This is a genomic window from Acinetobacter genomosp. 33YU (assembly GCF_001990725.1).
Lineage (GTDB): Bacteria > Pseudomonadota > Gammaproteobacteria > Pseudomonadales > Moraxellaceae > Acinetobacter > Acinetobacter seifertii.
In genome coordinates, this window is the sequence record NZ_LFZQ01000001.1 from 25,176 (window position 1) to 40,590 (window position 15,415).

Consider the following 15,415-nt stretch of genomic DNA (forward strand, 5'->3'; position numbering starts at 1 on the left):
TCACATTTCTATTTTGAAAAGAACGTTGCTCTTTTTATGTACTGTGTTAAAGTTTGTATTAGATCATAATGATTATAAGTACATTTCTCGAAAGCGGTTCCGACCAACAACGACAAAATCTGTGAGGCGGGCAAATGACATTCCAGCGTTTAGAACTACATCAGATCGAGCAGTTAAGTGCTTGTAGAATATCACTATTACTTGGATTAAATGCCGAGCAGAACTATATCGAGCAATTTTTCCGATTTAGTCTTCGTCTGTTGAAGTGTCAAAAAGCCTTATTAACTTTTAATCAGGAACCTTACTTTTGGCACCGTTGCCCTGAAGGTATAACTGCAATTTCGTTTAAGCCTTCGAAACATTTGAAACAGTGCTTTGCTAAACAACAGATCATTAATCATCTGCATCCTTCCTATCAAAACTTAACCAACTATTTAAAAGAACTAAACATCGAGTGTGGTAGGGCATTGGCTGTACATCTTTTACATCCCGATAAGACTTCGATGGGCTTTGCTGTCTTTTTTGATGATGATGCAGCTACCTTTGAAGATGATGATATTCAATTGCTGCTCGATTATTGTTCTACGTTTATGCAACAGGTTGAATTGAAGTTTAACTATGAAGAATTAAACGAACTTTATGAACAACAGGTGGCAATTAATTCAAGTAAAACAAAATTTTTCTCGATTATTTCGCATGACTTACGTGCGCCGTTTCATGGGTTACTTGGTTTTTCCGAGGTACTTGCCAAAGAGCGCGAGACTTTAGATGAATCTAGTATTCAAAATATTGCAGATTATTTATATGAAACCTCGCAATCGACCTATAACTTGCTTGAAAGTTTACTGACATGGGCCATGGCAGAGGGCGGGCGTTTTGTATATCACCCAATTAACTTTAAGCTGAGACAAGTGAGTAATATTGTTTGTGATGTACTGCGTACCTTAGCGATAAAGAAAAATATTGAACTAGTGAATGATGTGCCGGAAGATTTAAAAATCTATGCCGATATTAATATGATGACTTCTGTGATTCAAAATTTGGTATCAAACGCGTTGAAATTTACCGATATTGATGGCTCAGGCAAAGTTTTTATAGAAGCTAGACAAGCTGATAAAAATATAGAAATAACAGTTCGAGATACTGGTTTGGGTATGACAGAACAACAAATCAAAAATTTGTTCCATCCACGTATTACAGCCAGCTTTAAAGGTACGGCAGGCGAGAAAGGCGCTGGTCTAGGTTTAAGCCTTTGTAAGCGTTTTATTGAAATTAACCAAGGGCAAATTAATGTTGGTTCCAAAGAGGGCGTAGGAACAACATTTAAGGTTTTACTACCTTCAGCTCAAGAAAGTCATGACGCACTGACCGAACATCATTCTTCACCAGAAGCAAAATTAGTCTAATCCCTTTTCCTACCACTACTCGAACTGCTATAACTAAAAAGAGAGTACGAGGAAAAGAGCTTTTTATATGAATGCGGAGCAGTTACAAAAAACATTGCGTGCTAGTCAGTACGCTGAACAAGTTTTAGGTTTGCATCAAGCTGTTTTAGAACAAGATTATCAAATAGATCAATTTGCTGCACCGCTCTCGACCGAACAGATTTATCAATTTGTCCAAACTACATTAAATGGAATTGCTGACGAAATATCTTGGATGCGTGTATTACGCATTTTACGTAGTCGTTTAATGTTTCGTTGGATTTGGCAGGATGCCAATCAGCTGACTGATGTTGTGACACTCACTCGTGAACTTTCTGACTTTGCTGATGCCAGTATTTGTGCAGCAAAAGACTTTGCACGTGTTGCACTTGTGGCGAAACATGGTGAACCTGTGGGCTACTCTGGCAAAGTTCAAGATTTAATTGTGGTTGCTATGGGGAAGCTTGGGGCGCAAGAGCTTAACTTATCGAGTGATATTGACCTGATTTTTGCCTTTGATGAACAAGGTGAAACCAATGGTCGTAAATGTATTGATGTACAGCAGTTCTGTATTTTATGGGGACAAAAACTTATTTATTTGCTTGAGCATATTACTGCCGATGGTTTTGTGTTTCGAGTTGATATGCGCTTACGTCCTTGGGGCGATGGCTCTGCCTTAGCGATTAGTCATGCCGCTTTAGAAAAATATTTAAGTCAGCATGGTCGTGAGTGGGAACGCTATGCGTGGATTAAAGCCCGTGTTGTGACTGGTGGCAAAGAAGGGCAAGACTTGTTAGAAATGACACGTCCTTTTGTGTTCCGTCGTTATGTTGATTACACCGCTTTTGCCGCTATGCGTGATATGAAAGCCATGATTGAGCGTGAAGTCCTGCGCCGACATATTGAAGATGATATTAAGCTCGGGGCGGGGGGGATTCGCGAAATTGAGTTTATTGTTCAGGTCTTCCAGCTTATTTACGGCGGATCTAAACGCGAGTTACAAGATCGTCAGTGCTTAGTCAGTCTAGAGCACATTGGCGAAGCAGGCTTGTTAGAAAAGCAGGCGGTATTCGAGCTTAAAGATGCTTACTTGTTTTTACGTCGTGTTGAACATGCAATTCAAGCGCTCAATGACCAGCAAACTCAGCTATTGCCAGAAGAAGTGGAGTTAAGACAACGCATTATAGATACCTTGGGCTTTGCAAGCTGGAATGAATTTATTGATGTTCTTAACGAGAAACGTCAAAAAGTTAAAGTTCAATTTAAACAACTGATTGAAGATACAAGTTCTAATGCTGCAACTGAAAATTTTGGGCAGTTAGAACAACAGCTAGATGAAGTGCTAGATGACAATGCGAAAAATTTGATTCATGAGTTTTGGCATGGACATGCACTTAAAAAACTTCCTTCAAATGCGGTGCAGCGTTTAAAAACTTTCTGGCCTCACTTGATTGAAGCGATCTTGCAGTCAGATCAACCGCAAACCGCACTGTTACGCTTAATGCCGCTCATTGAATCGGTGATGCGTCGAACCGTGTATTTGGTAATGCTGATTGAAAGTAAAGGGGCATTGCAACGCTTAGTGAAAATGGCGACGGTAAGCCCGTGGATTTGTGAAGAACTAACGCAATATCCGGTGCTGCTAGATGAGTTTTTATCGATGGATTTTGAGTTGCCAAAACGTAAGGACTTGGAAGACTCATTACGCCAGCAGTTACTTCGTATTGAAATTGATCAAGTTGAAGACCAAATGCGAGCACTTCGACTGTTTAAAAAGAGCAATGTACTCACTGTTGCGGCAAGTGATGTATTAGCTGAAAGCCCTCTTATGAAGGTATCTGATGCTTTGACAGATATTGCTGAAGTGAGTGTCAATGCAACCCTACATTTAGCTTATCAAACTGTGGCGAAGCGCCATGGTTACCCAAAGGATGTTGAAGGAAAGCGCTGCTCACTCGACTACAAAGCCTTTGCTGTTATTGGTTATGGCAAAGTGGGTGGCATTGAACTGGGCTATGGTTCTGACTTAGATCTTGTCTTTATCCATTATCTAGATGAACAAGCTGACACCGATGGAACTAAGGCTATTAGTGGCTTTGAGTTTGCCATGCGTGTTGCTCAAAAGTTTATGTCCCTCATGACCACTCAAACGCTTGATGGTCGTGTCTATGAAATTGATACACGCTTAAGACCTTCTGGTGAGGCTGGTTTATTAGTGACCAGTCTGAAAGCCTATGAACATTATCAGTTGAAAAGTGCATGGCTTTGGGAGCACCAAGCACTCGTTCGAGCACGCTCTATCGCTGGTGATGAAACGCTTTGCCAAAAATTTGAAATATTTCGCCGCGAGATATTGACTCAATCTAGAGATGAGGCTTATGTTCGTGAGGAAGTGTTGAAAATGCGTCAGAAAATGAAAGACCACCTAGGTTCGTCTTCTGAACAAAAAAAACATGGTATTTTTCATTTAAAACAGGACGCAGGTGGTATCGTAGATATCGAATTTATGGCACAGTATGCTGTACTTGCATGGAGCGGGACGAAACCCGATCTCGCCCATTATTCTGATAATGTAAGAATATTAGAAGATGCTGCTAAAGCAGACTGCTTATCCAGTGAAGATGCCACAGCATTAATTCGAGCCTATCTTAGTGAACGTGCCGAAAGCCACCGCTTAGCCCTTGCAAATCAATCCATGCAAGTCAGCGCAGCGGACTGGCGTAGTACCCGTGCGGTCGTTTGCAATTTATGGCAAAGATTAATAGACCCAACCGCCTCGGTTGAGTTGGATAGTGAATGATTTTATAACAATTTGGAGTGTTCCATGAATTTGGCTGATCGTGATGGTTTTATTTGGCAAGATGGAAAATTAATTGATTGGCGTGATGCAAAGATTCACGTTTTAACCCATACATTACACTACAGTATGGGCGTATTTGAGGGTGTTCGTGCTTATGAAACGCCTAAAGGTACTGCCATTTTCCGTCTTCAAGACCACACAAAACGTTTGTTAAATTCAGCAAAAATTTATCAAATGAAAGTGCCGTATGATCAAGCAACGCTTGAACAAGCACAAATTGATGTTGTTCGTGAAAATAAATTAGCTTCTTGCTATTTACGCCCATTAATCTGGATCGGTTCAGAGAAACTAGGTATTGCAGCAACAAATAACACCATTCATGCCGCTGTTGCCGCATGGGCGTGGGGTGCATACCTTGGTGATGAAGCGATGGCTAAAGGTATTCGCGTTAAAACTTCATCATTTACTCACCATCATCCAAACGTGACTATGTGTAAAGCAAAAGCATCTGGTAACTACACGTTATCAATTCTTGCTCACCAAGAAGTTGCACACTCTGGTTACGATGAAGCAATGCTCATGGACCCACAAGGTTATGTATGCCAAGGTTCAGGTGAAAACGTATTCTTGATTAAAGATGGCGTTTTACACACTCCAGATATCGCTGGCGGTGCACTTGACGGTATTACACGTCAAACTGTGATGACAATCGCTAGAGATCTTGGTTATCAAGTTGTTGAGCGCCGTATTACACGTGACGAATTCTATATCGCAGACGAAGCATTCTTCACAGGTACTGCTGCTGAAGTAACACCAATTCGTGAATATGATGACCGTCCAATCGGTTCGGGTACTCGTGGCCCAATTACCACTGAAATCCAAAAAACTTACTTTGATGCAGTTCAGGGTAGAAATCCGAAATATGAACACTGGTTAACTTACGTAAAATAAGTTAATCCGTTAACATAAAAAGGCGAACTTTAGTTTCGCCTTTTTATTTTTGGCTTAGGGAGCTTTTATGCATATTGTCTATGTCTCTGATGGTAAAGCAGGACATCGCTCACAGGCTTTGGGTTTATTTCAGGCGATGCAAAGACAGCAGGCAAATGCAACATTTGAAGAAGTTTCCATTCATGATTTGCCTATTTTTTCTTTAATTAATGCTTTTTTCTCTTCAAAAAAATCTTTGTTTAAACAAGTGCCCGATTTTATATTTGGAGTCGGAAGCCATACTCACTTTCGTGTCTGGTTGCTAGGCAAAATTTTCAAAAAGGCCAAGACCGTTATTTTAATGAAGCCGAATTTGCCGATTGCTTGGTTTGACTATGCCGTAATTCCCGAGCACGATGGTATTCCAGCAAATAGCCGTGTTATTGTTACTCGCGGTGCATTAAATCCAATTCGTAATGAAAACCGCCATCAAAAAGCCAGAATTTTAATTGCATTGGGTGGTTCATCTAAACGACATCAATGGAACCAAGAAAAAGTATTATTGAGTGTTCAACAAATTGTTGAGCATAATCCAAACTCTGAAATTATTTTAACGACCTCACGTCGTACCGCTGCAGAATTTATCGACATTTTAAGACAGCAAAGCTTCACCAAGTATTTACAGTTATGTCCGGTTGAGCAAACGCCTCAAGGCTGGATTTTTGAGGAAATGCAAAAAGCAGAAGCGGTCTGGGTAACAGAAGATAGTGTTTCTATGATTTATGAGGCACTTACTGCGGGTTGCCGAGTCGGTGTGATTGCAATGGATAGACTCAAACAAGACCGTATTACCAATTCGGTTGATGTGCTGCTAGAGAAAAAGTTTATAGCGAATGTATCTGACATAAACTTGCTTCCTGAAGGACAGCTCCTACAGGAAGCGGATCGGGTTGTGCATCAGCTCACTAAATGACATTGGCTATCATCATGACCTTTATCATAGTTGACCGTTTCTGATGTTGCTAAAATTTCTCTTGGATATGTTTTGAACTTTGCATTAAATAATGATCTGTCTTGAGAAATATTTTTACAGTGAATCCCTCGCATATCTAAAACTGTAGGTAATATATTAATTGAACTTATAGGATTGCTTTGTTCTTTAGAAAGAGTACTCGCCATTTCTGGATGATGTTGCTTCCAAGAGTTTGAACTCCACATAATTAAAGGGACATCAAAATTATTTTTCATGTCTAAATGCAGTGAGCTATTTTCTTTACATTCTCCAAGGTTTAATCCATGGTCAGATGTATAAATTAAGTTGGCATCTAGATTAGTTGCTTTTAATTTTTGAATGACTTCGTTGAGTAAGTAATCTGTATAAAGTACCGTATTGTCATAGGTATCTTTAAATTTATTAAATTGCGGTGGATAGCGTTTTGTAAAATCTGCATGTGAGCCGTAAAGGTGTAAAACAATGAATTTATGATGTTTTTTCTCTGCTAAAGCTCGGTCAAATGATTTGAGTAGCTCTTCATCGTAATGCGTTTCAAGTGATGCTGAATATGAATGTTGCGTCAAAAATTGGGTTTCTTGAGCAGAAGATGCATAGGCTGAGACAAGAGAATCATATTCACCATATTGAGCTTGTGCGCTAAACCAATAAGTTTTGTAGCCTGCTGCATTGAACGCATTTACAATAGAAGGACTTAAATTATCAGTTCCGTTGAGCTTTCCTGTTAGTAAGGTTGGTACAGACTTACTGGTCATATAAGAACCTGAAATCGTATTATTAAATAACCATAAATCTTTCTTATATTTTGCTAGATATGGTGTTGTATTATTTTTGGTATAGCCAAATAAACTTAAACGATCGCGTCGAGCACTTTCCCCAATAACCAATACTGTAATGGTAGGTCGAGTTTCTTTAACTTGTGTGCACTCAATTTCGTTTTGTGTGGCTATGAAGTCTTTTACACGATTTACTTCAAGGCTCGCTGCTGGTAAACCGAGCACTAAATTTAAAGGATAAGATTGTTTAAAATGACGATATACATTTAGGAAACCTTGCTGATGATCAGGTGCTTTAAGGTAGCGTTGAATTGGCGAAAAAATAAGACATAAAGCTAAAATACGTACCCATATTGGAGTGTTTAGTCTTTGATTTGGAATAAAATGATAAAAGAAAGCCAAAGGAATGATATAGGCAATAATCAAACCAATTGCTAAAGGAATATCTAGTGTCGATAAATAGACTCTACCTTCAGTTGTGGAACTTCCCAAAATTGTGAGCCATACTGAAATTTCAGTTGGGGCGTTATAGGTAATTTCGTAATAAAGTGCAAAAGGGGTTAGAAGGTAAATAGGTAAGCTAAGCCAGAAAAAACGGCGGTAGTGATAAATTAAAAAAACGAAAAAAATAAGCGGATATAAGGCTTTGAAAAAACCATCACTGGAAATAATGAGTGATGGAACAAGCAGCATAAAGCAATAAATAAAGAACCATAACTTTCCTGTTTTGAATCGAAAAATCACGCTAAGCTGTTCCAAGTGTAAAAGCGCGATATCATCCTATATTTCGCTAACAGGGTCTACATAAATTCAGGCATGATATAATATTTTAGTTCATCTCCAGAATTGATGGAATTATAGAGTTTAGAATGAAAATATTGCATATCGCAAATTTTGGCTTTAATAAACAAGGCGCACATTTTTACTGTACAGACCGTAAAATTTCTGCCGGATTAATTGAAAATGGTCATTTTGTTTATGATTTTAGCTTTCGTGATATGGCACGAATGGGGACGATTTTTAAAACAAAAAAATTGGGTGCCAATTGGGCCAATAAAGAAGTATTAAAAGTCGTCAATAATATTGAGCCTGATTTAGTACTTATTGGTCATAGTGATTTGATGAGTCCAGATGTTCTCAGACAAATTAAAGAATCTTATCCAAATACTAAAATAGCATTTTGGTATGTTGACCCGCTTTATTTAGAGAGCAAACTTGGTTTTGTCAAAGCATTCTCTCCGTATTTGGATGCTATCTTCTGTACAACTGGTGGTGAGTATCTACAGAAGTTAAAACAGCCTCATTTAAGCGTAGCTTATTTACCTAATGTTGGTCATCGTAATGTAGAAATTCTGCAACAGTTTTCAAACTCTAAGACTGACAAGACATTTATCTTCTGCGGTGTAGTCTATAAAGAACCTGAGCGTGAAAAGTTCTTAAAAGATTTGGCAGATGCTCTGCAACAAGGTCATGTAAACTATCAATATTATGGCTGTTTTGAACAACCAGGTGTTTACGGTAAAGCTTATTATAAGGTTTTGTCTGAAACAAAAATGGGACTTAATTACTCACGCCGTAATGACGTAACCTTGTATAGTTCTGACCGTATTGTACAGCTGACTGGTAATGGTTTACTCACCTTTAGCCCAAGAATTCCAGGTTTTGAGAAACTCTATACTGAGCAGGAAGTGGTTTATTTTGATGATCAGTTCGACCTAGCCAAAAAGATCCAATTCTTTGATCAAAACCCAGATCAGGCTGAAAAAATAGCGAAAGAGGGTTGGGAGAAAACACGTAAATCTTTCAATGCTAAGCGCATCACCCAGTTTATGGTTGAGGTGACATTTAAGCAGCCCCTTTCAGAAGATTATGAATGGTCACATGAGGTTTATGCATGATGTGGTTTTTGTACGTTGCGGTAGGCCTACTAGCACTTGCTGCACTGTTATATGTGCTGGGTAATTATACTTTCTGGCTTCCGTTCCGTTCGAACAAACTACCACGCATTGTGATGTTGCATCAGGTTACCCCTAAAGATGCGGCTTCTGGCATGAATATGCCTCCTGAAAAGTTTGAACAACTTTTACAGTTGTTGACGCGTAAAGGCACTACTTTTTGCTTTGTCTCTGAACTTGAACAATACCGTAATCAAAAGAATGTGGTTGCTTTAAGTTTTGATGATGGCTTTATGGATAACTATCTTTATGCCTATCCACTACTTAAAAAATATAATGCAAAGGCAACCATTTATTTGGCGACGCAAATTGAAGGTATTGAAAAGCTCACTCACGATCAAATCCACGAAATGGCCAACTCTGGTTTGATTGAGTTTGGTGCGCACACGCAGCACCATGTGAACTTGCTTAAGCTTGATGATCAAACGGCTTACAATGAGATGCTTCAATCTAAAAAAGATGTTGAAGCGTTAGTTGGAAAATGTCCGAGCTTTGCTTATCCATTTGGTCGTTTTAATGAAAAGCACCAGAAAATGGCTCAAGAGATTGGCTTTAAAAATGCTGTATCGACTCGTAAAAAAATCGAAGCTTACGAAGTAGTTAATCAATTTAATATTCCACGTGTCAGCACGCATGGTACCATGAATGCTTTACAGATGCGTATCGCCCTTGCTAAAGGACGTTATAAGTTATGAATAAAATTCCATGTAGTGTCTATATTGTTACTTTAAATTGTGGTGTTTGGTTAGAAAGAACTTTACAAAGTGTCAGTGAGTTTGATGAAGTCATTATTTTAGACTCAGGTAGTACTGATAATACTTATGAAATTGCTCAGCGTTTCGAAAATACGCAAATCTCTCATCAAGACTGGCAAGGTTATGCTGGACAAAAAAGTTTGGCTTTAGCAAAGTGCCGAAATGATTGGGTACTGAATCTAGATGGCGATGAAATCTTATCTAACGAGTTAAAACAAGAAATTGTTGAGACCATTCAGAAGAACAAGCTTGATGCTTTAATCACACCGATTAATGATGTTTTTTTAGGTGTTCCGAACAGTAAACATACTAAGAAACATGCAAAGGTGCGTTTTTTCCGTAAGTCTAAAGGGCATTATGATCTTGCCAATAAAGTCCATGAAAATGTGATCGTGGACGGTGAATCTCAGCGTGCTCAACATGAAATTTATCATTATGGCGAGTCGAGCATTTTCGTAAAAGTCGAAAAAAACAATCAATATTCGAATCTCAAAGCATTAGAGAAATATCAAAAAGGAAAGTCGCCAAGCATTGCAAAATTGGTTTTGGTAATGCCAGTGACTTTTCTAAAGTCTTACTTTATTCGCCGTAGTTTCTTAAATGGTTGGCGTGGTTTCGTAAATAGTATGATTAATGCCTTTTATGCATTTCTAAAAGAAGCCAAACTCTTTGAACACACCATGAATAAAGATAAAAAATAAGTAGGCAGGCTATGAAAATTGTTCAGGTATTGGCAACTAGTGGTGGAGTTGGTGGTTTAGAGCAGCACACTTTTAACCTTGTTAATGAGCTCGCTTTAAACCATGAGGTACATGTGATCGCACATCCTTGCTATCTAGACAAATTTAGCCAACAAGTAAATTTTCATGCTGTCAATTTTGCGCGTAGTCGTTGGAATATTTTTTTACTCTGGCAACTTAAAAATCTTATTCAACAAATCCAACCTGCTATTGTTCATGCACAAGCAGGAAAGGCGGCTGAGCTGATTGCCCGAATTAAGCCATTTTTATCTGGCCCAAAATTTGTAACGACGGTACACGGTACTAAAAAGAATAAATCTGCCTATTTAGCAGGTGATGCTGTTATTGCGGTGAGCCAAGCACTCACGCAAGACATTCCTGAGTCTAAAGCACACGTGGTTTATAACGGGGTATATCCTCAACCTGCTCTTACAACTGAAAATAAAGAAAAGCTACTTCAATCGATTCAAAAGGATTTTGCTGAGCTAGATACAAGCAAAAAAGTTGTTATGTGTATTGGACGTCTAGAGCCAGTAAAAAATATCAGTTTACTGATTGAGTCAATGCAACAGATTGATGCCAATTTATGGATTATTGGTGATGGTTCACTTAGAGCAAGTTTAGAAAAACAAGTCAGTGAATTAAACATGCAAGATCGGGTCGCTTTTCTTGGGTTTAGAACTGATGCTCGAGATCTGGTGCAATTAGCAGATATTGTTGTTTTATCATCAGATCGTGAGGGTTTTCCACTCGTTATGGTCGAAGCTTTACAGGCTGAGAAAGCAATGGCTTCAACCAAAGTGAATGGTGTGATTGAGTGGTTGCCAGAGCAATATTTAGCAGAAATTGGAGATGCACAAGGTTTGGCAAAAGCGATTAAATGTGCGCTTCAACCTGAAGCTCAACACGACTTTAGCCCTTTATATGCAAAAGCCAAGGCTGAACTGACTGTACCAGCCATGGCTGAGCAGACGCTTAACATTTATAAAGGCCTGCTGAAAACTTAATTATTTTTAGGAGTCAGGCGAATAGCATCTAGCACCACGAAGTTATCTTCGACATTAATGGTATGACAACCGTCATCTGCTTGATCCCAGTCTGGTAAAACTACTTCTAGTAATTTTTCTTCGTAAACTGTTGGGCTAAGCTGAGTAATCGCTTTTAATTCGATATTACCGCCATAACGTTTTAAAGAGTCTTGGCTTGGTCGAACCAATTGGCCTTTATAAATAAAAGGTTTACCCGCCATACGGAACTGCTGACTGCCTCGGCACACTGGGTTCATTGGGTGCTCTTGCCAGTTCGGATTTAAAATATCTTCGGTTAAGAATAGATCTAAACGGTCACCAAATTTCTTACAATCACGCCGTGTTGAAGTAAAAAGATACCATAAGCCTTCATGATAGAAAGGGGTGCTATCGACTGCTTCGATAATCTCGATCAGATTAGAATGCTTTTCCCATTTCAGTGGAAATTCAGTACATTTCCAAAGTTCAATCGTCTTGTTGGCAGAAGTCTCTGGGATCATGTACCAAGTGTCTTCTACTTTGAATATACAAGGATAAGAAAGGTGATAGTCAAGCTTTAGGATTGTCTCTGGTGGCGTATAGGTGCCATCTTTAAAGACTTCTAAAACAGAAAGAAAACCTACTGGATGTTCGTCATCAACTTCTTCAAAAAAAATGAAATGACGATCATTTTCATAAGCATAAAAGCTATCTGCAAATGTAAATTTTTTAGGGGAGTGGATCTCAAAGAGTGAATCTAGTTGCTCAAGTGTAGTAAACGGTTGTTCTAACCAGCCAAAGCGCATATACCAATGGGAGTCAAAAGTTTTCGCTTTTTTTGCTTGTTGGTACTTGTACCATTTTTTTTGGATTGAACGAATCATGACAATACAAGAAATAAAAAAGATATATTAAGTCTATTTTACATTAGATATCATATTTGCTGTTTAAAACGGGGGATTGCTTAATGAAAGTTTATGTTGTGAGTATTGAAGATGAAAAATCACAGAGATTGCAAAAATTCTTGAGTCAGTCTTTTTTTCAAGACAATGATTTTGTTTTCAGTCAAGTTGGTATTAAAGGAGTGGATCTTCCTACTAGACAATATTTTGAACAAGCTGTAAGAGGCAGAGCTAAGCCTCTTACTCCAGGAGAGCTAGGTTGTACTTTATCACACTTGAAAGCTTTAGATTTATTTTTAGCTACAGAAGATGAGTATGCGTTAATTCTTGAAGATGATGCGATTTTGCCTGAAAGCTTTAGTTATCAAAATTTAAAAAAGGAATTAATAAGATTAGCGTTACCTAAAAATATAATATTTAGTTTGGGGGGTATTCAAATGAAAGAATGTCGTAAAACTCGAGGAACCATCTTAGAGAAAAGTATTCTGGGACATAAAATATTGAAGGTTATTCCAGATTTTTATCATAGAGTTAACTATACAGTATGTTATGTAGTTGATAGAGCAATGGCTAAAACCTTAATAAATTATCATAAGCCTATGCGTAAAGCTGATGATTGGAGTTTCTTATTCGACTTTGACTCTACTGCACATATTTTTATGTCCTTTATTGTTGATCATCCGGTTATTGAAAGTGGTGAAATCAGTCAACAGTTAAGTTCCATTGAAGCTGAGCGAGCTGGACATTGTGAAATTAGAAAAAGTAAATATGGGACAGCTATCCGTAAAAATATTGCAAAACTTCTGAGCAGAACATACCCAGTTTAAAGAGAACCTGAATAACATTTATTTATATGCTATTCATATTTTTTGCTGATAAAATAACGGAGAAGATTAATTAAATCTTTAAAAGTCATGGTTTTAGCTAAAATTTTTAAAAAATTTTTATTATGAGTAATATCTTTTAATGATTCCAATTGCTCACAATAGTATATTTCAGATACATTTTCTTTATAACTTTTTATTTTATCAGGTAGCCATGAGCCATAAAAATGATGCGTAGCAAAATTTTTAGGTAAGTCTAAACAAAAATGTGAAGAAGGATATATGTGAATAGTATTAATAGAATCATTGCCAATTTGTAATGTGTTATTTAGAGGATTAATCATGTAATTTTCTTTTAATATTTCTGAGACTAAAAAAGTATTAGTATTTTCTTCAATAGAATAAAGACGATTATGATAATAATGTAAAACTCTTTTGGTTAAGCTATGATTAGGTATAGAACCCCAAACTGCTGTAAATGGTGAGCCTTTCTCTTCAAAGCCAGTAAAAGCCTGATGTTGTAAAAAGATATCAAAGTTCTCCTTTAGTTCTACATCTGTATCTAAATAAATTCCACCAAAATTATGTAAAGCGTAAGCTCTTACATAATCTGACACATAAGCATACTTTTTATGAGTATAAGCTGATAGTGTAAAAGGATGGCTTTTTATATCAAAAGACTCTTCATTCCAAAGTTTTATTTCATAATCTGGACAAAATACTCTCCATGAGTTCATATATTGAGTCAATTCCTGTGGAATTTTATTTGGGCCAAACCAACAATAATGTATAGTACGTGGAATCATATATAATATTTTGTGTATCCTGTATTTTATTTATCCGCATTTCCTTTAAGCACCATATAAATGAGTGCAACAAAAATAAGTAATGCACCTACTAGGCTACTTACGCAGAAATAAAGGATACGTTGGTTCGTTGTTAAATTGAATAATTCATGAGAAAGGATATAGCGCATAAAAAACCACTGCGCAAGAGAGAATACAATCACGACTAAAGCATGTCGACGAACTTCAGGACGCATTGCCATAATCAAATACCACGGGGAGAAAAGAGCAGTTATTATGCCACTTGCCTACTAGCATCTCAATAGAATCTGAATCGATGGCATTGTTTAGAAAAAATTAAAATATGGATGAATTATGAATTTTTATTAACATTAATAAATAGCAAAATCCCTTTTGTTTACTAATACTTTCATTACCTTGTTTATTTTGGCTTGGGGAGAATAATGCAGCCTATTGATTTCGTAATGATTTGGGTAGACTCAACTGATACTAGATGGCAGCAAGATTACGCATATTATAAATTAAAAGAAGTAAATAAACAGGTTACAGAACTCAGTGATGAGTGCCGTTATCGCGATTGGAACAATCTTCATTTCTGGTTTAGATCTGTTGAAAAATTTTGTCCGTGGGTCAGAAAAATTCATCTTGTGACATGTGGTCATTTCCCTGAATTCTTAGTCAAAAGTCATCCCAAGTTAAATTTAGTTACCCATAATCAAATTATAGAATCAAACTGTTTACCTACATTTAATTCTCATGCTATAGAAATTAATATCTATAAAATAGAAGGGCTTGCAGAGCATTTTGTATATTTCAATGATGATACTTTTATTAATAGACCCTTAGAGCCAGAATTTTTCTTTCAGAATGGACTACCTTGTGATGGTATTCGGCTACAGCCGTTGATGGTAGTAGGGGAGGAAAATTTTTTAGGCGCTGTTGCTTTGACTGATGTTGCAATTATTAATAAATATTTTGATAAGAGAAAACTATTTCGAAAAAATCCTTACGCTCTTTTTAATCATCGATATTCCATAAGCAACAATTGGGATAATTTTTTAAGTTTATATAACCGAAAATTCTCAAGCTTTTATAGCACTCATTTACCTCAGCCATTTTTGAAGTCGGTTTTTGAAGAGGTTTGGGAAAAAGAAGAAAACTATTTGAGAGAAGTATCAAGTCATCGCTTTAGACAACCTTTAGATGTTAACCAATATTTGTTTAGGCTTTGGCAGTTATGTTCTAATCGTTTTTGTCCTGTAAATATCTTTGAGCGCGGACAAAACTTTAATTTAAGATTGCAAAATCTCTCTGAAATTAATTATGTGATTAAGAATGAACAATTTCCACAAATTTGTCTAAATGATGATGAGCACGTGGTTGATTTTGAAAAATTAAAATTAGAAATTATTAAAATTTTTGAACAAAAATTTAATACAGCCTCAAGTTTTGAAAAAGAAATATCCCATTGAAACTACTTAATA

General features: G+C 37.1%; 14 protein-coding genes. 10 read left to right on the top strand and 4 right to left on the bottom strand.

What is annotated here, in order from left to right:
- Nucleotides 1–134 precede the first annotated feature (134 nt).
- From AC056_RS00145 to AC056_RS00160, 4 genes are all read left to right on the top strand, one after another.
- Nucleotides 135–1,406 carry a sensor histidine kinase gene (locus tag AC056_RS00145; RefSeq protein ID WP_077162376.1) on the top strand — a complete coding sequence of 424 codons (1,272 nt, stop codon included), beginning with the start codon at nt 135–137 and terminating at the stop codon, nt 1,404–1,406.
- Between the two features lie 67 nt (nt 1,407–1,473).
- On the top strand, nt 1,474–4,224 hold the full coding sequence (gene glnE / locus AC056_RS00150; RefSeq protein ID WP_077162377.1) for a bifunctional [glutamate--ammonia ligase]-adenylyl-L-tyrosine phosphorylase/[glutamate--ammonia-ligase] adenylyltransferase: 2,751 nt from the start codon (nt 1,474–1,476) through the stop codon (nt 4,222–4,224).
- 24 nt (nt 4,225–4,248) lie between these two features.
- Nucleotides 4,249–5,175 carry a branched-chain amino acid transaminase gene (locus tag AC056_RS00155; RefSeq protein ID WP_004705670.1) on the top strand — a complete coding sequence of 309 codons (927 nt, stop codon included), beginning with the start codon at nt 4,249–4,251 and terminating at the stop codon, nt 5,173–5,175.
- A gap of 67 nt (nt 5,176–5,242) precedes the next feature.
- Entirely contained in the window at nt 5,243–6,127 is an 885-nt protein-coding gene (locus AC056_RS00160; RefSeq protein ID WP_077162378.1) for a mitochondrial fission ELM1 family protein, read from the top strand.
- Here AC056_RS00160 and AC056_RS00165 read toward each other — a convergent pair.
- Nucleotides 6,112–7,686: a phosphoethanolamine transferase gene (locus AC056_RS00165; protein WP_228144344.1), complete on the bottom strand. Its 1,575-nt coding sequence runs from the start codon at nt 7,684–7,686 to the stop codon at nt 6,112–6,114. The genes AC056_RS00160 and AC056_RS00165 overlap by 16 nt on opposite strands.
- 125 nt (nt 7,687–7,811) lie before the next feature.
- Here AC056_RS00165 and AC056_RS00170 point away from each other — a divergent pair, with 125 nt between their 5' ends.
- From AC056_RS00170 to AC056_RS00185, 4 genes are read left to right on the top strand one after another with little or no spacing between them, the layout of a single operon-like run.
- Nucleotides 7,812–8,840 carry a glycosyltransferase gene (locus tag AC056_RS00170; RefSeq protein WP_077162380.1) on the top strand — a complete coding sequence of 343 codons (1,029 nt, stop codon included), beginning with the start codon at nt 7,812–7,814 and terminating at the stop codon, nt 8,838–8,840.
- Nucleotides 8,837–9,592 carry a polysaccharide deacetylase family protein gene (locus AC056_RS00175; protein WP_077162381.1) on the top strand — a complete coding sequence of 252 codons (756 nt, stop codon included), beginning with the start codon at nt 8,837–8,839 and terminating at the stop codon, nt 9,590–9,592. Before AC056_RS00170 ends, AC056_RS00175 begins: the two co-directional genes overlap by 4 nt.
- Entirely contained in the window at nt 9,589–10,353 is a 765-nt protein-coding gene (locus tag AC056_RS00180; protein WP_077162382.1) for a glycosyltransferase family 2 protein, read from the top strand. The genes AC056_RS00175 and AC056_RS00180 overlap by 4 nt, the downstream gene beginning before the upstream one ends.
- An 11-nt stretch (nt 10,354–10,364) precedes the next feature.
- Nucleotides 10,365–11,399: a glycosyltransferase gene (locus AC056_RS00185; protein WP_077162383.1), complete on the top strand. Its 1,035-nt coding sequence runs from the start codon at nt 10,365–10,367 to the stop codon at nt 11,397–11,399.
- On the opposite strand, the gene AC056_RS00190 is transcribed toward AC056_RS00185, so the two are convergent.
- Nucleotides 11,396–12,283, bottom strand: a complete 888-nt coding sequence (locus AC056_RS00190; RefSeq protein WP_077162384.1) for a hypothetical protein — start codon at nt 12,281–12,283, stop codon at nt 11,396–11,398. The genes AC056_RS00185 and AC056_RS00190 overlap by 4 nt on opposite strands.
- Before the next feature lie 83 nt (nt 12,284–12,366).
- Here AC056_RS00190 and AC056_RS00195 point away from each other — a divergent pair, with 83 nt between their 5' ends.
- Nucleotides 12,367–13,128 carry a glycosyltransferase family 25 protein gene (locus AC056_RS00195; protein WP_077162385.1) on the top strand — a complete coding sequence of 254 codons (762 nt, stop codon included), beginning with the start codon at nt 12,367–12,369 and terminating at the stop codon, nt 13,126–13,128.
- Between the two features lie 29 nt (nt 13,129–13,157).
- On the opposite strand, the gene AC056_RS00200 is transcribed toward AC056_RS00195, so the two are convergent.
- Both AC056_RS00200 and AC056_RS00205 read right to left on the bottom strand, forming a co-directional pair.
- On the bottom strand, nt 13,158–13,931 hold the full coding sequence (locus tag AC056_RS00200) for a glycosyltransferase family 32 protein (RefSeq protein WP_077162386.1): 774 nt from the start codon (nt 13,929–13,931) through the stop codon (nt 13,158–13,160).
- Nucleotides 13,932–13,957: 26 nt separating this feature from the next.
- Nucleotides 13,958–14,173 carry a hypothetical protein gene (locus AC056_RS00205; RefSeq protein ID WP_077162387.1) on the bottom strand — a complete coding sequence of 72 codons (216 nt, stop codon included), beginning with the start codon at nt 14,171–14,173 and terminating at the stop codon, nt 13,958–13,960.
- Nucleotides 14,174–14,374: 201 nt separating this feature from the next.
- Between AC056_RS00205 and AC056_RS00210 the strand changes: the two genes are divergently transcribed.
- Complete coding sequence (locus AC056_RS00210) at nt 14,375–15,403, top strand: stealth conserved region 3 domain-containing protein (RefSeq protein ID WP_213033459.1); 1,029 nt, start codon at nt 14,375–14,377, stop codon at nt 15,401–15,403.
- Nucleotides 15,404–15,415 lie beyond the last annotated feature (12 nt).

Bases quoted from the DNA above. Each gene is read 5' to 3' on its own strand.
- AC056_RS00160 (WP_077162378.1), top strand. From the start codon at position 5,243: ATGCATATTGTCTATGTCTCTGATGGTAAAGCAGGACATCGCTCACAG.
- AC056_RS00190 (WP_077162384.1), bottom strand. From the start codon at position 12,283: ATGATTCGTTCAATCCAAAAAAAATGGTACAAGTACCAACAAGCAAAA.
- AC056_RS00175 (WP_077162381.1), top strand. From the start codon at position 8,837: ATGATGTGGTTTTTGTACGTTGCGGTAGGCCTACTAGCACTTGCTGCA.
- AC056_RS00145 (WP_077162376.1), top strand. From the start codon at position 135: ATGACATTCCAGCGTTTAGAACTACATCAGATCGAGCAGTTAAGTGCT.
- AC056_RS00185 (WP_077162383.1), top strand. From the start codon at position 10,365: ATGAAAATTGTTCAGGTATTGGCAACTAGTGGTGGAGTTGGTGGTTTA.
- AC056_RS00155 (WP_004705670.1), top strand. From the start codon at position 4,249: ATGAATTTGGCTGATCGTGATGGTTTTATTTGGCAAGATGGAAAATTA.
- AC056_RS00195 (WP_077162385.1), top strand. From the start codon at position 12,367: ATGAAAGTTTATGTTGTGAGTATTGAAGATGAAAAATCACAGAGATTG.
- AC056_RS00210 (WP_213033459.1), top strand. From the start codon at position 14,375: ATGCAGCCTATTGATTTCGTAATGATTTGGGTAGACTCAACTGATACT.
- AC056_RS00170 (WP_077162380.1), top strand. From the start codon at position 7,812: ATGAAAATATTGCATATCGCAAATTTTGGCTTTAATAAACAAGGCGCA.
- AC056_RS00180 (WP_077162382.1), top strand. From the start codon at position 9,589: ATGAATAAAATTCCATGTAGTGTCTATATTGTTACTTTAAATTGTGGT.
- AC056_RS00200 (WP_077162386.1), bottom strand. From the start codon at position 13,931: ATGATTCCACGTACTATACATTATTGTTGGTTTGGCCCAAATAAAATT.
- AC056_RS00205 (WP_077162387.1), bottom strand. From the start codon at position 14,173: ATGGCAATGCGTCCTGAAGTTCGTCGACATGCTTTAGTCGTGATTGTA.
- glnE (WP_077162377.1), top strand. From the start codon at position 1,474: ATGAATGCGGAGCAGTTACAAAAAACATTGCGTGCTAGTCAGTACGCT.